This window comes from Streptomyces melanosporofaciens (genome assembly GCF_900105695.1).
In the GTDB taxonomy this organism is placed as follows: domain Bacteria; phylum Actinomycetota; class Actinomycetes; order Streptomycetales; family Streptomycetaceae; genus Streptomyces; species Streptomyces antimycoticus.
Map to the genome: position 1 here is coordinate 5793529 of NZ_FNST01000002.1, position 15990 is coordinate 5809518.

Annotated in this window: 13 protein-coding genes and 1 pseudogene; 2 read left to right on the plus strand and 12 right to left on the minus strand. The window is 71.7% G+C overall.

Annotated elements, in window-relative coordinates:
- Positions 1 to 17: 17 nt before the first annotated feature.
- The 6 genes from BLV72_RS27905 to BLV72_RS27930 form a co-directional block, all read right to left on the minus strand.
- Complete coding sequence (locus BLV72_RS27905; protein ID WP_093465652.1) at positions 18 to 1193, minus strand: S1 family peptidase; 1176 nt, start codon at positions 1191 to 1193, stop codon at positions 18 to 20.
- A gap of 232 nt (positions 1194 to 1425) precedes the next feature.
- Positions 1426 to 2256: an aldo/keto reductase gene (locus BLV72_RS27910; RefSeq protein ID WP_093465653.1), complete on the minus strand. Its 831-nt coding sequence runs from the start codon at positions 2254 to 2256 to the stop codon at positions 1426 to 1428.
- Positions 2257 to 2344: 88 nt separating this feature from the next.
- Positions 2345 to 3160, minus strand: a complete 816-nt coding sequence (locus BLV72_RS48060) for an effector-associated domain EAD1-containing protein (RefSeq protein WP_093465654.1) — start codon at positions 3158 to 3160, stop codon at positions 2345 to 2347.
- Positions 3161 to 3212: 52 nt separating this feature from the next.
- Complete coding sequence (locus tag BLV72_RS27920) at positions 3213 to 3893, minus strand: hypothetical protein (RefSeq protein ID WP_093465656.1); 681 nt, start codon at positions 3891 to 3893, stop codon at positions 3213 to 3215.
- Between the two features lie 19 nt (positions 3894 to 3912).
- A complete protein-coding gene (locus BLV72_RS27925; RefSeq protein ID WP_093465657.1) occupies positions 3913 to 5739 on the minus strand; it encodes an AMP-dependent synthetase/ligase in 1827 nt (608 codons plus the stop codon).
- A gap of 185 nt (positions 5740 to 5924) precedes the next feature.
- Positions 5925 to 6818 carry a LysR substrate-binding domain-containing protein gene (locus BLV72_RS27930; RefSeq protein ID WP_093465659.1) on the minus strand — a complete coding sequence of 298 codons (894 nt, stop codon included), beginning with the start codon at positions 6816 to 6818 and terminating at the stop codon, positions 5925 to 5927.
- 181 nt (positions 6819 to 6999) lie between these two features.
- On the opposite strand from BLV72_RS27930, the gene BLV72_RS27935 reads away from it, so the two are divergent.
- Entirely contained in the window at positions 7000 to 8112 is a 1113-nt protein-coding gene (locus BLV72_RS27935; RefSeq protein ID WP_244321000.1) for a bile acid:sodium symporter family protein, read from the plus strand.
- Here the strand turns inward: BLV72_RS27935 and BLV72_RS27940 are convergent.
- Entirely contained in the window at positions 8051 to 8845 is a 795-nt protein-coding gene (locus BLV72_RS27940) for a class I SAM-dependent methyltransferase (protein WP_244321002.1), read from the minus strand. The genes BLV72_RS27935 and BLV72_RS27940 overlap by 62 nt on opposite strands.
- Before the next feature lie 93 nt (positions 8846 to 8938).
- On the opposite strand from BLV72_RS27940, the gene BLV72_RS27945 reads away from it, so the two are divergent.
- A complete protein-coding gene (locus BLV72_RS27945; RefSeq protein WP_093465660.1) occupies positions 8939 to 9397 on the plus strand; it encodes a VOC family protein in 459 nt (152 codons plus the stop codon).
- A gap of 25 nt (positions 9398 to 9422) precedes the next feature.
- Here BLV72_RS27945 and BLV72_RS27950 read toward each other — a convergent pair.
- The 5 genes and pseudogenes from BLV72_RS27950 to BLV72_RS27970 form a co-directional block, all read right to left on the minus strand.
- Positions 9423 to 11395, minus strand: a pseudogene (locus tag BLV72_RS27950) (exo-alpha-sialidase).
- Positions 11396 to 11725: 330 nt separating this feature from the next.
- Complete coding sequence (locus tag BLV72_RS27955; protein ID WP_093465661.1) at positions 11726 to 12091, minus strand: MerR family transcriptional regulator; 366 nt, start codon at positions 12089 to 12091, stop codon at positions 11726 to 11728.
- Between the two features lie 72 nt (positions 12092 to 12163).
- Positions 12164 to 13450 carry a serine hydrolase domain-containing protein gene (locus BLV72_RS27960; RefSeq protein ID WP_093465663.1) on the minus strand — a complete coding sequence of 429 codons (1287 nt, stop codon included), beginning with the start codon at positions 13448 to 13450 and terminating at the stop codon, positions 12164 to 12166.
- Positions 13451 to 13660: 210 nt separating this feature from the next.
- Positions 13661 to 14419: an SDR family NAD(P)-dependent oxidoreductase gene (locus BLV72_RS27965; protein WP_093465664.1), complete on the minus strand. Its 759-nt coding sequence runs from the start codon at positions 14417 to 14419 to the stop codon at positions 13661 to 13663.
- Complete coding sequence (locus tag BLV72_RS27970) at positions 14416 to 15828, minus strand: MFS transporter (RefSeq protein ID WP_093465666.1); 1413 nt, start codon at positions 15826 to 15828, stop codon at positions 14416 to 14418. The genes BLV72_RS27965 and BLV72_RS27970 overlap by 4 nt, the downstream gene beginning before the upstream one ends.
- Positions 15829 to 15990: the final 162 nt, after the last annotated feature.

Consider the following 15990-nt stretch of genomic DNA (forward strand, 5'->3'; position numbering starts at 1 on the left):
GCCTCGGCACCCCGGCGTCAGCCGGTGGTGAGGGTGAGCCCGTAGGTCGTCAGGATCGGGTTCACCGGCTGGTAGTACGTCGTGCCGCCGACGGTGCAGTTGCCGGAGCCGCCGGAGGTGACGCCCTGCCCCTCGCTGCCCGAGATGAACGGGCCGCCGGAGTCGCCCGGTTCGGCGCAGACGTTGGTGCGCGTGACCCCGTTGATCGTGCCCTGCGGGTACTGCACGCTGGTGTCGTGCTGCTGGATGGTGCCGCAGTGCCAGCCGGTCGTCGAGCCGGAGCGGCAGACGGACGAGCCCACCGGCGCTTCCTGGGAGCCGGTGACGGTGACATTGGTGCCCTCGGGGCCGATCACCCACGGCTGCGGAACCCAGTCGGCGTTGGTGGACACCCAGGCGTAGTCATGGCCGGGGAAGCTGGAGCCCTGGAAGCTGCCCTGGGCCACCCGGTTGAAACCGGTGGTGGTGTCGCCCTGGCTGCCGCAGTGGCCGGCGGTGACGAAGCCGTTCCGCTCGCCCTGGGTCACCGGGAAGCCGATCGAGCAGCGGGCGGAGTCGTTGATGTAGAAGGCCTCGCCGCCCCGCAGGTCGTACAGCGGGCTCGGCCGCTCGGCCGACTCCACCACCCGTACCACCTCGCGGTCCGCGCCGCTGGTGGCGACGAAGGCGGCCGCCTCGCTCGGCTTGGCCGACTGCACCACGACGCTGTTGGTCTTGACGTCGACGTACCAGGCGGAGGCGACATCGGCCGCCGGGGGGCGCTCCGAGGCGGTGCGGTCCAGGGCCTGCTTTGCGTCGGTGAGGGCCTTGAGACTGTGCTTGACGACCGCGGCCTTGGCGCCGCCGGCCGTGATGGTGCCGCTCTGCTCCTCGTCGGTGGTGGCGACGGTGAGTTCGGCGGTGTTGCCGGTCACCCATGCGCCGCCGTAGCTGCCGCCCAGGCTCTTGCGCAGGCCCGGTTCGGTGGCCCCGGCCCGGTACTCGTTGGATATCCGCATCCGCGCCTCATCGGCCGTCAGGCCCAGATCGCGCTGCATCGAGGCCAGCATCTCGGGGGGCACCTCCCTCCGGGGGCGGGGGGAGGGTTCACCGGGATCGGCCACCGCGGGTATGCCGCTCCCCAGGAAGAGGGCGGCTATCGCGACGGTGCAACCGGCGGCCAGCTCAAGGCCGTGACGGCGTCTGCGGGACATCTTCGGTCTCCTCGGCTCGGGACATGGTCACGCTACGTGCCCATCTGGGCGCCAAGCGTAATTGCCGGGGAGGTGCCTCGCTCGGTGGGCGCATGAGCCCCGGATGAGGGGCCATGCGCCCGGGATATGCCACGACACGGGGTGCGGGGACACGGGGTGCGGGCGGACAAGGGTCCGCCCCGCCGCGGGGGGACGCGACGGGGCGGAGCGTGGAACGGTGGAGCGCCGGGGCTCAGCCGTTGAAGGTCTCGGGGTCGAAGCCCAGCCGGTTGCCGGTCTCCAGGGAGTCGATCGCCGACAGGTCCTCGGAGTCCAGCCGGAAGTCGAAGACGTCGATGTTCTCCTGGATCCGGGACGGGGTCACGGACTTGGGGATCACCACATTGCCGAGGTCCAGATGCCAGCGCAGCACCACCTGGGCCGGGGACTTCCCGTGCTTCCGGGCGATCGCCGCCAGCTTCGGGTCGTCCAGCAGGCCCTTGCCCTGGCCGAGCGGGGACCACGCCTCGGTGGCGATGTCATGACGGGCGTTGAAGGCGCGCAGCTCCGCCTGCTGGAGCTGCGGGTGCAGCTCGATCTGGTCGATCACCGGGGTGATCGAGGTCTCGGAGAGCAGCCGCTGGGTGTGGGCGGCGTGGAAGTTGGACAGGCCGATGGCCTTGGCGCGGCCCTCGGAGTAGATCTTCTCGAACGCCTTCCAGGTGTCCACGTACTTGTCGACCCCGGGCAGCGGCCAGTGGATCAGGTAGAGATCCACATACTCCAGGCCCAGCCTGGTCAGTGAGGCGTCGAAGGCGCGGAGGGTCGAGTCGTAGCCCTGGTCGGCATTCTGGAGCTTGGTGGTGACGAACAGCTCGTCGCGTGCGATGCCCGACGCGGCGAGCCCCTTCCCCGTGCCCTCCTCGTTGCCGTATATCGCGGCGGTGTCGATGCTGCGGTACCCGGCGTCCAGCGCGGTGCGCACCGCGACCTGCGCCTCGTCGTCCGGGATCTGCCAGACACCGAAGCCGAGCTGCGGCATCCGGACGCCGTTGTTGAGGGTGATGAACGGGACCTTGCTCACGGGCAGTCGATCCTTACGTCGGATGTGGATTGCATGCTTCCGTAGGTACAACGATCAACAAGCGGCAGGCATTCCCGCCAGGACCCGTTCACCAGGGTCGTCCGCGCAGGACCACCACACCGCCTCCGTCCGGCCCGATGCGCTCCGCCGCCCGTCGCGCCGCCTGGGCCAGTGTGGGCACCTCGCCCAGGAGGCCGTAGAGCCCGCCCGCGAAGGCCGCCGCGCCGTCCAGCGGTCCGCGATGGGCGACCACCACCTCGGCCGCCCGGGCGAAGAGCGCGGCGAGAGGCGCGCCGTCGGGGCAGCCGAGGACCACACCGGGCAGCGGGGCGCCGATCAGCCGGCGGTAGGCGGTCAGCAGCTCGGCCAGGCGCGGGGCGGGGGTGCGATGTGCCTGGCCGTCGCCGTCCTCGAAGACCAGCGTGCGCCCCTCGCGGCGGCAGACCAGATGCAGCACATCCGGGCGTACGGTGAGGATCCGCCGCAGATCGGTGGCGGCCGCGGCGGGGCACCGGTCCACCGTCAGCACGCCCCGGGCGGCCCGCTGGACCGCGGCCAACTCCTGGGACCCCGGGGCGGCGCCGGTCACCAGCACCCGCCGCAGACCGCCACCGCCCGGCTCCCGTAAGGCGGCGCGGAACACCGCGTTGTGCGGATAGGTGACGCAGGCGGCGGCCAGGACGCGCAGCCTGCCGTCCGCGATCCGGTCCGCGGCCACCGCGCGGGCCACCGCGGACCAGAACTCCCCGGCGGTGGTGCCGGTGGCCGCCGGGATGTGCTCGGCGGTCAGGCCCGCCCTGCGCAGCAGCGCCACGGCGGACGGGCCGGGCGGGAAGACCCGCGCCAACTCCCGGATCTCCTCGGTCGTCAGCGCCGGATGTCCGTCCCCGTCCTGACCGTCCACCGTTCCGTCGCTCCTTGCCTGTGCTCGTACCGCTCGTGTCCCCGCCTCGTCATTACTGAAGCGCGGTGAGGTGCAGCGGTTCCTCGAGCTCCTGCCGGAAGCGGTGCAGGGTGTGCCCCTCGCGCACCGTCGCGCCCACCGCGACCGCCGCCCGGCTCACCGCCCCGCGCGGTGCCCGCACCACCATCGCCAGCCGGTAGGTCCCGCCGATGCGCACCGCCGAGGTGTGCCGGATCTCCCAGCCCGGGTCGGAGCGCAGCTCCCGCCGCGCCTCCAGGAAGGCCCGCTCGCCGTACGCGGTGTGGAGAACCTCCCGGAATCCCAGCCGCGGGCCGAGATGGGCCGCATGCGCCGGTGCCGCGGCCTTCGCCTCCGCGGTGAGCTGGCGCGGGGTCATCGACCAGGCCACCGGCTGGAAGACCGTGGTGCCCCGCCGCACCGGTTCGGCCGTGAGCGTGACATCGAGATGGACCGAGTGCAGGGCGGGGTCCGGCGCGTCCCGGGCGCAGGTCACCGACAGATGCACCAGGTGGTAGACGGCGTTGTCCGCCTCGGTGCGCAGGAAGTCCAGCAGCTCCGGATCCGGTTCGACGAGTTCCGCCGTCACCGGTAAGGCCACCGGCCCGCCCAGGATCACCCGCCCGGCCAGCCGCGGGCCGCCGGGCTGAGGTGTCTCCTCGGACAACAGGGACAGTTCACGTTCGGGAAGTTCGGGGAGAATGACATCGATCATTTCGTGCCCCCTTCGCGGCTCAGGAGTGGTACAGCGCCTCGACCTCGACGGCGTACGCCTGTTCGATGGCCTTTCGCTTCAGTTTCAGCGACGGCGTCAGCAGACCATGCTCCTCGGAGAACTGCGCGGCAAGTATGCGGAAGGTACGAATCGACTCCGCCTGGGAGACGGTGGTGTTCGCCGCCACCACCGCACGCCGGATCTCGGTCTCCAGATCGGGGTCCCGGACCAGTTCGCCCGGCGGCAGCTCCGGCTTGCCGCGCATCGTCAGCCAGTGCGCCACCGCCTCGGAGTCCAGGGTGACCAGCGCCGCGATATACGGGCGGTCGTTGCCGACCACGATGCACTGGGCGACCAGCGGATGGGCCCGCACCCGCTCCTCCAGGCCCCCGGGGGAGACGGACTTGCCGCTGGAGGTCACCAGGATCTCCTTCTTCCGCCCGGTGATGGTGAGATAGCCGTCTTCGTCCAGCGTGCCCAGGTCGCCGGTGGCGAGCCAGCCGTCGCGCAGCACCGCGTCGGTGGCCTTGGGGTCGCCCAGATAGCCCTCGAAGACCTGGCCGCCGCGCACCCACACCTCGCCGTCGTCGGCGAGATGCACCGTGGTGCCCGGGATCGGCACGCCGACCGTGCCGAACCGGGTCTGCTCGGGCGGATTGGCGGTGGCGGCGGCGGTGGACTCGGTGAGGCCGTAGCCCTCGTAGATGGTGACGCCCGCGCCCGCGAAGAACAGCCCGAGCCGCCGTTCCATGCCGGAACCGCCCGACATCGCGTGCCGGACCCGGCCGCCCATCGCGGCGCGCACCTTGCCGTACACGGCCTTCTCGAAGAACTGGTGCTGCATGCGCAGCGCGGCGCCCGGACCCGGCCCGGTGCCGAACGCCTTGGCCTCCAGCGCCTCCGCGTACCGCACCGCCACGTCCACGGCCTTCTCGAACACCCCGGCCTTGCCCTCCGCCTCGGCCTTGCGCCGCGCCGCCGCGAACACCTTCTCGAAGATGTACGGCACCGCGAGGATGAAGGTCGGCCGGAAGGTCTTCAGATCGGGCAGCAGCGCGGCGGCCGAGAGCCGGGGCTGGTGCCCGAGCTTGACCTTGCCGCGGATGGAGGCGACTTCGACCATCCGGCCGAAGACATGGGCGAGCGGGAGGAAGAGCAGGGTGGCGGCCTCGTCGCCGCGCTTGGAGTGGAAGGCCTCCTCGTACCGCTCGACGATGTTGTCGCACTCGGCCATCAGATTGGCGTGGGTGATCACGCAGCCCTTGGGGCGGCCGGTGGTGCCCGAGGTGTAGATGATGGTCGCGGGCTGCTCGGGGGTCACGGCCAGCCGGTGCCGCTCGACCAGATCGTCCTCGACCGGCTCCCCGGCCGCCAGCAGCTCCTCCAGCGCCCCCGCGTCGAGCTGCCACAGCCGCCTCAGATGCGGCAGCCGGCCGACCACCGAGCCGACCGTCATCGCGTGGTCCTCATGCTCCACGACGCAGGCGGAGACCCCGGCGTCATGCAGCATCCAGCAGACCTGCTCGGCGGAGGAGGTCGGATACAGCGGGACGCTCTGGGCGCCCAGCGTCCACAGCGCGAAGTCGAAGAGCGTCCATTCGTAGCGGGTGGGGCACATGATCGCGACGCGGTCGCCGAACCGGACGCCCTGGGCCAGCAGCCCCTTGGCGAGCGCCGTCACCTCGTCCCGGAACTGGCCCGCGGTCACGTCCTGCCAGCGGTCATCCGCCGTCTTGCGTGCCAGGGCCACCCGGTGGGGATCGGTGTCCGCATGGTCGAAGACGGCATCCGCCAGTCCTCCGGCCTGGGGCGCCGTCGCCATCGGGGGGACGGTGAACTCGCGCAATACCTGCTCCTTGAAGCCGCTGGGCACAGCGCCGCGACCGTACCCGATCCAGCCCCGATGCGGGAGAGGTGTTTTGTGCCCGGAACGCACGGAATGCCGGGCCGCCAGTAAGGTGAAAGGGGGTCAATCAGGCGCCGACGAGGGCGGATTGTGTGGAGTCTGGTCCTATGCGCCGCGTGTGTGGCTTATATGTAACGGTCTTCTGCACGAAATCTCTCCGATCGTGGCACAGGCCCCGCCAGGATCGCGGCGGCGAGTCGCTCCGCCGCGGCGTGCGAGGCGCCGTCCTGCCGCCGCTTTCCGTACAACAGTACGAAATCCACCGGGCCGAGGTCGGGCAGCCCGGCCCGTTCGGGGACCGGAGCGAGGCCGGGCGGAATCAGGCCATGGGTGTGTGCCATCACCCCGAGCCCGGCACGCGCCGCCGCGACCAGGCCGTTGAGACTGCCGCTGGTGCAGACGATCCGCCATGACCTGCCGTGTCGCTCCAGCACATCCAGTGCGCGGGCCCGCGTCAGCCCGGGTGGCGGGAAGACGATCAGGGGGAGCGGGCGGTCCGGATCCAGCCGCAGCCGCTCGGCGCCGATCCACACCAGCCGGTCCCGCCACACGAGCTGGCCGCCCGGCCTCTCCTCGGACCGCTTGGCCAGCACCAGATCCAGCTTGCCCGCCTCCAGCCGCTCATGCAGCGTGCCCGACAGCTCCACGGTGAGCTCCAGGTCCACCTCGGGGTGATCGCGGCGGAACCCCTCCAGGATCTCCGGCAGCCGGGTCACCACGAAGTCCTCCGAGGCGCCGAAGCGCAGTCGGCCGCGCAGCCGGGTGCCTCGGAACCAGCTCGCCGCCCGCTCGTTCGCCTCCAGGATCGAGCGGGCGAACCCCAGCATCGCCTCGCCGTCCTCGGTCAGCTCCACCCCGTGGGTGTCGCGGGCGAACAGCTGCCGTCCCACGGCCGCCTCCAGCTTGCGCACCTGCTGGCTCACGGTGGACTGGCGCACCCCGAGGCGGTCGGCGGCCTGGGTGAAGCTGAGGGTCTGGGACACCGCGAGAAACGTCCGGAGCTGGGCGGGGTCGTACATGGAGCCACTGTATGCCGAGACCACAGGCCCATCACGGAACGCGATGGCAGTCAGAGCGGTATGCAGGATTCCCGATGGCCTTGATCAGGAGCACTATGGACGGGGCTCCGTCCGTGGCCATGCCGGTCCATGCCAGTCCACGCCAGTCCACGCCGATGAGAAAGAGCGAGAAAGAGAACGAATGCCGCACCGCCCGCACCTCCGCAAGATCGCCCTTCCCTCCTGGCTCCCGTTGGACAGCTTCATCCTCGGACTCATCGGCACCGTGGCGCTCGCCGCGCTGCTCCCGGTCAGCGGCCGGGCCGCCACCGTCACCGACGGGGCCACCACGGTCGCGGTCGCCTTCCTCTTCTTCCTCTACGGCGCCCGGCTCTCCACCCGTGAGGCGCTGGACGGAGTGCGCCACTGGCGGCTCCACCTGACCGTGCTGGTGTGCACCTTCGTCATCTTCCCGGCCTTCGGCCTCGCCGCCCGCGGCCTGGTGCCGTACGTGCTGACGCATCCCCTCTACACCGGGCTGCTCTTCCTGTGCCTGGTGCCCTCCACGGTCCAGTCCTCCATCGCCTTCACCTCGATCGCCCGGGGCAACGTCGCCGCCGCGATCTGCGCGGGCTCCTTCTCCAGCCTGCTCGGTGTGGTCGTCACCCCTGTGCTGGCCGCACTGCTGCTGGGCGGCAGCGGCGGCGGCTTCTCGGCCGACTCGATGGTCAAGATCGGGCTCCAGCTGCTGGCCCCCTTCCTCGCCGGTCAGCTCCTGCGCCGCTGGATCGGCGGCTTCATCTCCCGCCACCGGGCGGTGCTGCGCCTGGTCGACCGCGGCTCGGTGCTGCTCGTGGTCTACGCGGCGTTCAGCGAGGGCATGACCCGGGGCATCTGGCACCAGGTCACCCCGGCCCGGCTGGCCATCCTCCTCGGCGTCGAGGCGGTCCTGCTCACGGTGATGCTCACGCTCACCTCGTACGGCTCACGGAAGCTGGGCTTCGTCCGCGAGGACCGGATCACCATCGTGTTCGCGGGGTCGAAGAAGAGCCTGGCCGCCGGGCTGCCGATGGCGAGCGTGCTCTTCGGCGCCCAGGCGAGCCTGGCGGTACTGCCGCTGATGCTCTTCCACCAGATGCAGCTGATGGTCTGCGCGGTGCTGGCCCGCCGCTATGCGGCGCGGGCGCCGGAGGCGGCGGTGACGGGGGCCGAGACGGGGGCGGGGGCCGCTCGGGCTCGTACGGACAGCGCGGTCAGCGCGGATAACGCGGATAACGCGGACAGCGCGGACGACGCCGCGCTGACCCGCGTCTGACGTCAGCTTTCGGGGGTCTGGCTTTCGGGGTCTGGTTTCCGGCGGTCTGGTCTCCGGCGGTCTGGTCGTCGGCAGGCGGCAGCGGCAGCGGCGGCTTGCGGGCGATGAGGAACGCCTGCGGGGTGGGTTCCCAGCGCTCCGGTTCCCGGAAGGTCCGGGCGCGGACCGGCAGTCCGGCCCCGGCCAGCAACTCGGCGATCCGGTCCGGCTGCCACCGGCGGAAGCTCAGAGACACCTCATGGCCGAACGCCTCCGTGTAGACCTTCGGCTCATCGCCCACCTGGAAGCCCACCAGCGCGTATCCACCGGGCGCCAGCACCCGGTGGAACTCGGCGAACACATCCGGCAGCCGCTCCTGCGGGATGTGGATCGTCGAGTACCAGGCCACCACGCCGGCGAGGGTGCCGTCCGCGATGTCCAGGGACAGCATCGACCCCTCCTCGAACCGCAGCCCGGGATGCTCCCGGCGGGCCAACTCCACCATCGCCGGCGACAGGTCGATCCCGTACACGGACAGCCCCAGCTCATGGAGGTGCGCGGTCACCCGGCCCGGTCCGCTGCCCACATCGGCCACCGGTCCGCCCCCGGCGTTCCGTACCAGCTCGGCGAACCCGGCGAACACCGCCCGCTCCAGCGTCTGCGCCGCCAGTTCGTCGCGATACTGCTTGTCGTAGTCGAGGGCTATGGCGTTGTAGGACGCCCGGGTGGAGGTAAGGAAGTCGGCTTCGGTCACGGCCGCTCACCCTAGCGGGACGCAGCCGCGGCGGGTCTCGTTTTCAGATCCCTTCGGGAGGGTGTTGTCAGACCCCTCTGGGACGCTTCGGACATGACGACGCTGACGCTGCAGCTGACCATCGACTGTGCCGAGCCACGCCGGATGGTGGCCTTCTGGTCCGAGGCCCTGGGCTATGTGCCCGAGCCCCCGCCCGGCGGCCATGCCACCTGGCGGGAGTACTGGGCGGACATGGGCGTGCCCGCGGAGGAGCTGCCCTCCGGGGTAGGGGAGACCCCGGAGTCCATCGTGGATCCGGAGGGGCAGGGGCCGAGGGTGTGGTTCCAGCAGGTTCCGGAGTCGAAGGTCACCAAGAACCGGCTGCATCTGGATCTGAAGGTGGGCGGCGGGCGTGATGTGCCCCTGGCGGTCCGCACCGAGCGGGTCACCGCGACCGTGGACCGGCTGAAGGCCGCCGGAGCCACGGTGCAGCGGATCATGGACGAGCCGGGGATGGAGTATTACGCGATCGTGCTCCAGGACCCGGAGGGCAATGAGTTCTGCGTGGTCTAGTCGGGTGTCTGATCGTGGATGGCCGCTAGTCGTGAGATGACCGCACGCGGTCCAGGGGGAGGCGGACGAGGGCGCCGGAGTGGTGGTCGTCGAGCGGGGCGTTGAACTCGCGGACTCGCCGCAGTTCGGTGTCGGTCAGCGCGCGGCCGTACAGACGGAACTCATCGAGGTCGCCGGTCATATGGGAGCGGCCGTCCACGGCCTGGCCGAGGTGGAGGCCGAAGGGCGCGGTGCGGCTCACGGTGCCCGGGGCGTCGGGGGCGGTGACGGCGGTGCCACCGTCCACGGTGAGGGAGAGCCGTCCGCCGCTGCGGGTCAGGGCGAGGTGATGCCACTGCCCGTCGTTGTACGCGGCGTCGGTGGACACCGAGGCGCTGGTGAAGGTGGAGAAGCCGTTGACCGTCGTCATCAGCGCCCGGATCCGGTTGCTCCCGGGCTCACCGCGCAGCCACACCTGCGGCTGTTTGGTGCCGATCCCGCCCATCCACAGGAATGGATGCTGCCCGGAGGCGGCCGAGTAGCGGAACCACAGGCTCACGGTGAAGTCGCGGGTGCCCAGCGGCAGTGCGGTCCGGTACGGGACACGTACCGCGTCGTCCGTGCCGTCGAAGGACAGCCCGCCGCCGAACCGGCCGTCGCCGCGCGCCGCCGCGCCGCCGAGCACGGTCGCGGACCGGGCGCCGGGCGCGCGGTCGTCGGTGGTGGGGGCGGGCGCCTGACGGGGGCCCAGCCAGTCCTCGGTGAAGCGGGCGAAGCGGATCTCGTCACGGGCGTCCACCGCACCGCCCTCGTACAGCAGCCCCACCGTGTCGCCGGAGATCGCGACCATGTCGGAGTAGCCCGACCAGTCGGTGGTGACGACCTTGCCGCGCTCGACACCGTCCCAGGTGCGGGCCTCGTCCCAGGAGGAGCGGACCATCATGGTGCGGCGGCGGTCGGGGTCGGCGGGGGCCGAGAAGAGCAACCGGCTGTGGCCGTCGCGGGCCGGATCGCGCAGCCGCAGGATCGACCCCTGCACCTGGGGGTGGGCAGATCGGGGATGGTGCGGAAGGGCCCGGCGAAGCTCTGGCCGCCGTCCCGGCTGATGGCGTAGTCGCGGTGGCCGAGATCGGTGCCGTCCTGCTCCCGCCCGCTGACGTAGACCGATCCGTCGGCGCGCTCCACCAACGTCATCTCGGACGGCTTCTGACGGAAGGTGCCGTCCGCCGCGAGCGGGTAGGTGTCCATCGCGCCGATGCGCCAGCGGTTGCCGCCGTCGTCGCTGTAGGCGAGCGCGGCATGGTTGTCGGTGATGCGGCCGTCGCTGTAGCTCTCGGTGTTGAGGGTGAAGATCAGCCGTCCCTTGTGCCGGCCGTGCTGGAGCTGGATGCCGTGGACGGGGCCGGTGGCGTACCAGGAGTTCCACTGGGGCGGCATCAGCGAGGAGCTCAGATCGCGCGGGGCCGACCAGGTGGCGCCGTTGTCGTCGCTGTACTGCAGATGCGGGGAGCGGTCACAGGGGACGTCGCAGCTCTGGGAGTCGTCGCGGCCGGTGTTGTAGGTGCTGGCGAGCACGATGCGGCCGGTGCGCAGGTCCACGATGGGCGCGGGGTTGCCGTGGGTGTCACCGCCGCCCTCGTTGATCACCTGGAGCGGGCCCCAGGTGCGGCCGCCGTCGGTGGAGCGCTTGAGGACCAGATCGATGTCCCCGGCGTCGCCGCAGTTGTCGACCCGGCCCTCGGCGAAGGCGAGCAGGGAGCCGTCCTTGGCTTTGACGATCGCCGGGATCCGGAAGCACGAGTAGCCCTGTTCCTGGGCGGACTTGAAGAGGACCTGCTGTTCGAAGCCGGAGTCGGCGCGGGCCGCGGACGCGGAGGAATCCGTGTCCGCGGCCCGTACCGGAAGCGGAATCAGGGCCAGCGCCGCGGCGGTGAGGAGCACGGAGGCGCGGCGCCGCCATGGTCTGGCACGGGGGTGGGGTGGTCTGGTGCGGGGACGTGTGCGGAGAACTGACGCCATGGTCACGGCCTGCCCTTCAGACTGCCTCATGGAGGCATCGGCATCTGGACGTCAAGGCCGTCGGGCATCACGCCAGGAGGCATCACACCGTCAGGACATCAAGACATCCCATGTCTCACACATGACTGCGGCAGAAAGTGTCTCGTCCTGCGGTCGTCCGGGACAAGGACCGTGCGTCATATCCTCGTGACACTGGGCCAGTTGAGGCGAGGCGGGGCGTGAGGGGGCGGCGCCCGCCCCCGGCCGCGCCCCGCCTCCCGGCCGTCCACTGCTCCGGGCCGCGCCCCGCTCCCCGGCCGCCCCACGGCCCCCGGTCGCCCCCCTCTTCGGTCAGCTCACGGCCGACTGGCCCGCCGTGATGACCCTGTCCAGCAGCGACCGGGACAGCTCGAGCTCCTCGATGGCCGCGGTCATCCGCTCCCGCTCCGCCCGCAGTTCGCCCAGCAGATCCGGGCAGGTGGGCACGAGGTGCTCACCGTCGTCGTCCCGGAGGCAGGGCAGGACCTGGGAGATGGTCGCCGTCGAGAGCCCGGCCGCCAGCAGTGCGCGGATGCGCCGCACCACCGCCACATCGGACGCGCGGTATGCGCGATAGCCGCTGGGCAGCCGCTCGGGCTGGAGGAGGCCCTGCTGTTCGTAGTAGCGCAGCAGCCGTTCGCTCACCCCGGTACGGCGGGACAGCTCGCCGATCCGCATGGGCCCTCCTCCTCACGCTCTCACGCCCGGAACTCTCTTCACGCCCCGAAACACTCCAACGGATGTCAGAGTTTACGGCTTCGGGCGCACGCCATCGCACAGGACGCGATCGGTGAGGCTCTGCAGGGCCGCCTCGGCCCGGAGCAACTGCTTGTCGTCGTCGGTCTTGCCGCTGGAACTGATGGTCACCGAGCGCCGCCCGCCCTCGGTGAAGCCGGTCCGCACCGTGGCGCCTTCGAGGTCGCCGCCGTGGCCCCAGCGGTAGCCGCCGCAGCTCAGCGGCTGCCGCATCATCCCGAGCCCGTACTGGGCATGCGGGAAGGCCACCTCGAAGGCCGGTCCGACGGGGACGGTCCGGCGCATCTCGGCCAGCTGCGCCGGGGGCAGCAGGCGGCCGCCCAGCAGCGCGCTGAAGAACCGGTCCAGATCGCGGTCGGTGCTGATGAGCGAACCGGCCGCACCACCCCAGGAGACGTTCCGGAGTGTCGTGTCCGTCCAGCTGCCGGAGCCCGGGAAGCGCTGGTACGTATGCGCGTACGGGGCCTTCAGCCGTGGATCGTCCCCGGGCTCATAGGTGCCGGTCAGGCCCAGCGGGCGGATGATGCGCTCGCGGACCTCCTCCGGCCATACGCGTCCGGTGACCTTCTGGATGATCATTCCGGCGAGGACATAGCCGGGGTTGGAGTAGTTCCAGTCGGGCTTTGGGTCATCGGCCGGGGCGGGCGGGAAGTCGGGCCGGTGCTTCATCGCCCCGGCGACCACCTGCTCGGGGGAGACATGGTCGAACCGGGTCCGATCGAAGTCCGCCGCTGTGTCGCCGGTGTCATCGCTGTAGTCGTAGTTGTGGATGCCGCTGGTGTGCTGGAGCAGATTCCTGACGGTGATCCGGCGGCCGTTGTTGCCGTTGCCGCTCACCACACCCGGCAGCCACTTGTCCACCGGATCGCTCAGCGAGAGCCGCCCCTCGGCGACCAGTTGGAGGACGACCGTGGCCACGAAGGACTTGGTGACGCTCGCGGCCCGGTAGTGCGCCCCGTACGGCACGGGACGGCCGGTGTTCAGCTCCGCCTCGCCCGTGCGGGCGTGGATCCGGCGGTGGCCGTCGCGCACCTCCACGGTGAGGCCGATGAAACCCGCGTCTTCGAGGGTCCGGGCGACCTCGCGGCGCAGCTCGTCCTCGGTGAGCCGGTGGTCGGGGGAGTCGGAGCCGGTCGCTACGGGCGCTTGGGGTGCTGTGCGGGCTCCGGGTGCAGAGGGGGTGGCGGCGGCCGGGACCGCGGCCGCACCACCGAGGAGGGCGGCGGTGACGGCGGCGGCCGCGGCGAGGCGTAAACGAGGGCGCTTCGTGGGTGCGTTCATGTCGCACCAGCCTCCGGGTGCGGCGGCGCCCCGGCCATGCGGCAAGCCCCCGCGTAAGAGTGGGGGCTGCCCCATGGCCGGAGCCCCTGACAGGAGCCCCCGCGGCCGGAGCTCCATGGCCGGGCTGCTCCGGCCGGGTCGGGCGCTCGGGACTGGTCGATCGCTCGGGGCCTATCGATCGCTCGGGGCCGGTCAGGCGCTCGTGGCGGGTCAGGCCGACGAGCCGCTGTCCACCACCAGATCCGTGCCGATCATGGAGCCCGCCGCCGGAGAGGCGAGGTAGAGCACGGCCGCCGCGATCTCCCCCGCCTCCGCTATCCGGCCCAGCGGATTCTCGGACTTCATCCGCTCGGCGCGGTCGGCCTCGGTCTCACCGGGCCGCAGGGACATGGGGGCGTCGGAGGCGCCGGGGCTGACCGCGTTGATCCGGATTCCCTGGTGGACGTGGTCGAGCGCGGCGGCCCGGGTCAGTGTGGCGACCGCCGCCTTGGAGGTGCTGTACGCGCCGAGGCCCGGGACGCGGAGGTGGGCGCCGAGGTTGGAGGAGACATTGACGATCGCCCCGCCGCCGTGGTCCTTCATATGCGCGATCTGGTGCTTCATCGCCAGCCAGACACCGGTGACATTGGTGCGCAGCACCGCCTCCCAGTCCTCCTCGCTGACCTCTCCGAGGGGCCCCTGGCCACGCATGATCCCGGCGTTGTTGACGGCGATGTCCAGTCCGCCGAAGCGGGTGACGGCCTGGTGCACCAGCTCCCGCAGCTGCCCTGAGTCGGTGACATCGGCGGGCACGGCGGCGGCCCGGCCATCGGCGGCCTCGATCAGGCGGACCGTCTCGGCCAGGGTGGCCGCGGTGCGCCCGGCGGCCACCACGGAGGCGCCTTCGGCGGCGAAGGCGAGCGCGATGGCACGGCCGAGGCCGGTGCCCGCTCCGGTGACGAGGGCGGTCTTTCCGGTGAAGCGGTTCACTGCATGGCTCCTTGAGGAAGCGAGGAGGGACGGGATGGACGGGTCCGCTGGACGCGGAGGTTCAAGGCGGCGGCGAGGGCGAGCACGGCCCCCGTCGCGGCGAGGGAGACGGCATCGCTGCCGAAGGTGAGCACGATGGCGAAGACCACGGTCGGGCCGAGCTCCATCGCCGTGTTCAGCACCCCGCCCGCGAGCCCGGTCCGCTCGGGCGGCACCCCGTGGGTGGTGAGCACGGCGGCCCCGGCGAAGGAGGCGGCGGCGCCGGCCGGCAGCAGCACCAGCCCCGGCAACAGCGCGGAGGCGTACGGGGCGTGCGGGTCGAGCCCGGTGAGGGCGAGCAGGACCAGCCCGGCCGCGGCCGTGGCCAGCCCGGCGGCGGTGACGACGCGCGGGCCGAAGCGGGCTATCAGCGGCCCGGCCGCCCGCCCCGAGGCGAGCAGGGCGATGGCGAACGGCACAAAGGCGGCCGAGGTCGCCAATGGTGACCAGTCACGGTCCTGCTGGAGATGGAGCGAGAGGGTCACAAAGGTCATCGCGGTCGCGCAGGCGCTGAGCGCGATGGCCGCGAGGGCGAGGGCCCGCCGCCGGTTCAGCAGGAAGCGGGGCGGCAGCAGCGGATCGCCGGCCCGGCGCTCGGCGTACCAGAACGCGACGAGCAGCGCGGCCCCGATGAGCAGGGGCACCAGCACCCCGGCCGACGACCAGGGCAGGGCGTCGGTGACCACGAGCCCGTAACTGGCCAGCGTGATACCGGCCGTGGCCAGCAGCGCACCCGGCAGATCGAGCGTCCGGCCCCGGCTCGGCGCGGTGTCCGGCAGCAGCCGGGGCGCGAGGGCGAGGGCGGCCGCGGCCACCGCAAGGGGCACGGCGAAGCTCCACCGCCAGGACAGCAATTCGGCTATGACGCCGGAGACCAGATTGCCCGCGGTCGCGCCGAGTACCGAGAGCCCGCCCCAGGTGGCCATCGCCCTGCCATAGGCCGTGGGGGTGGGGAAGACGGCGCGCAGCACGGCCATGGCGGCGGGTGCGATCAGGGCCGCCCCCGCGCCCTGGGCGAACCGGGCCATGAGCAGTGTCCCGATGCCGGGGGAGAACGGGGCCGCGGCCGAGGCGGCGGCGAAGACGATGAGCCCGGCGGTGAGGGCGCGCCGCCCGCCGTAGCGGTCGGAGAGGCGCGCGCCGAAGAGCAGCAGCCCGGCGAAGGTGAGCCCATAGGCGGCGCTGAGCAGGATCAGATCGGCCCGCTCCAGGCCGAAGGCGCGGCCGATCTCGGGCAGCGGCACGGCGATCGCCGCGAGGGTGAAGATCAGGGTGATCTGGACGGAGCCGAGCAGGGCGAAGGCGTGGCGATGGTGCGTCGTACTGGTGGCGGCGGCGCCGGTGCCGCGCGAGGTGTCGGTGACGGTCATCTGTCCCCCAATATTAGACCGATCGTTTTAATATGCGGGCATGCGAATGGGCTCTGTCTCATTCCCGTGATCGTGATCCTGATCGTGATGTGGTGCGGCCCGGGCCGGGCGGGCCCGGCAGGTGCGTCGGGCCGCCGAGGTCGGGTCGGAGAGGTCGGGTCG

Coding starts and splice junctions, on each gene's coding strand:
- BLV72_RS27905 (WP_093465652.1), bottom strand. CDS start 1,193: ATGTCCCGCAGACGCCGTCACGGCCTTGAGCTGGCCGCCGGTTGCACC.
- BLV72_RS27935 (WP_244321000.1), top strand. CDS start 7,000: ATGCCGCACCGCCCGCACCTCCGCAAGATCGCCCTTCCCTCCTGGCTC.
- BLV72_RS27930 (WP_093465659.1), bottom strand. CDS start 6,818: ATGTACGACCCCGCCCAGCTCCGGACGTTTCTCGCGGTGTCCCAGACC.
- BLV72_RS27945 (WP_093465660.1), top strand. CDS start 8,939: ATGACGACGCTGACGCTGCAGCTGACCATCGACTGTGCCGAGCCACGC.
- BLV72_RS27955 (WP_093465661.1), bottom strand. CDS start 12,091: ATGCGGATCGGCGAGCTGTCCCGCCGTACCGGGGTGAGCGAACGGCTG.
- BLV72_RS27970 (WP_093465666.1), bottom strand. CDS start 15,828: ATGACCGTCACCGACACCTCGCGCGGCACCGGCGCCGCCGCCACCAGT.
- BLV72_RS27960 (WP_093465663.1), bottom strand. CDS start 13,450: ATGAACGCACCCACGAAGCGCCCTCGTTTACGCCTCGCCGCGGCCGCC.
- BLV72_RS27920 (WP_093465656.1), bottom strand. CDS start 3,893: ATGATCGATGTCATTCTCCCCGAACTTCCCGAACGTGAACTGTCCCTG.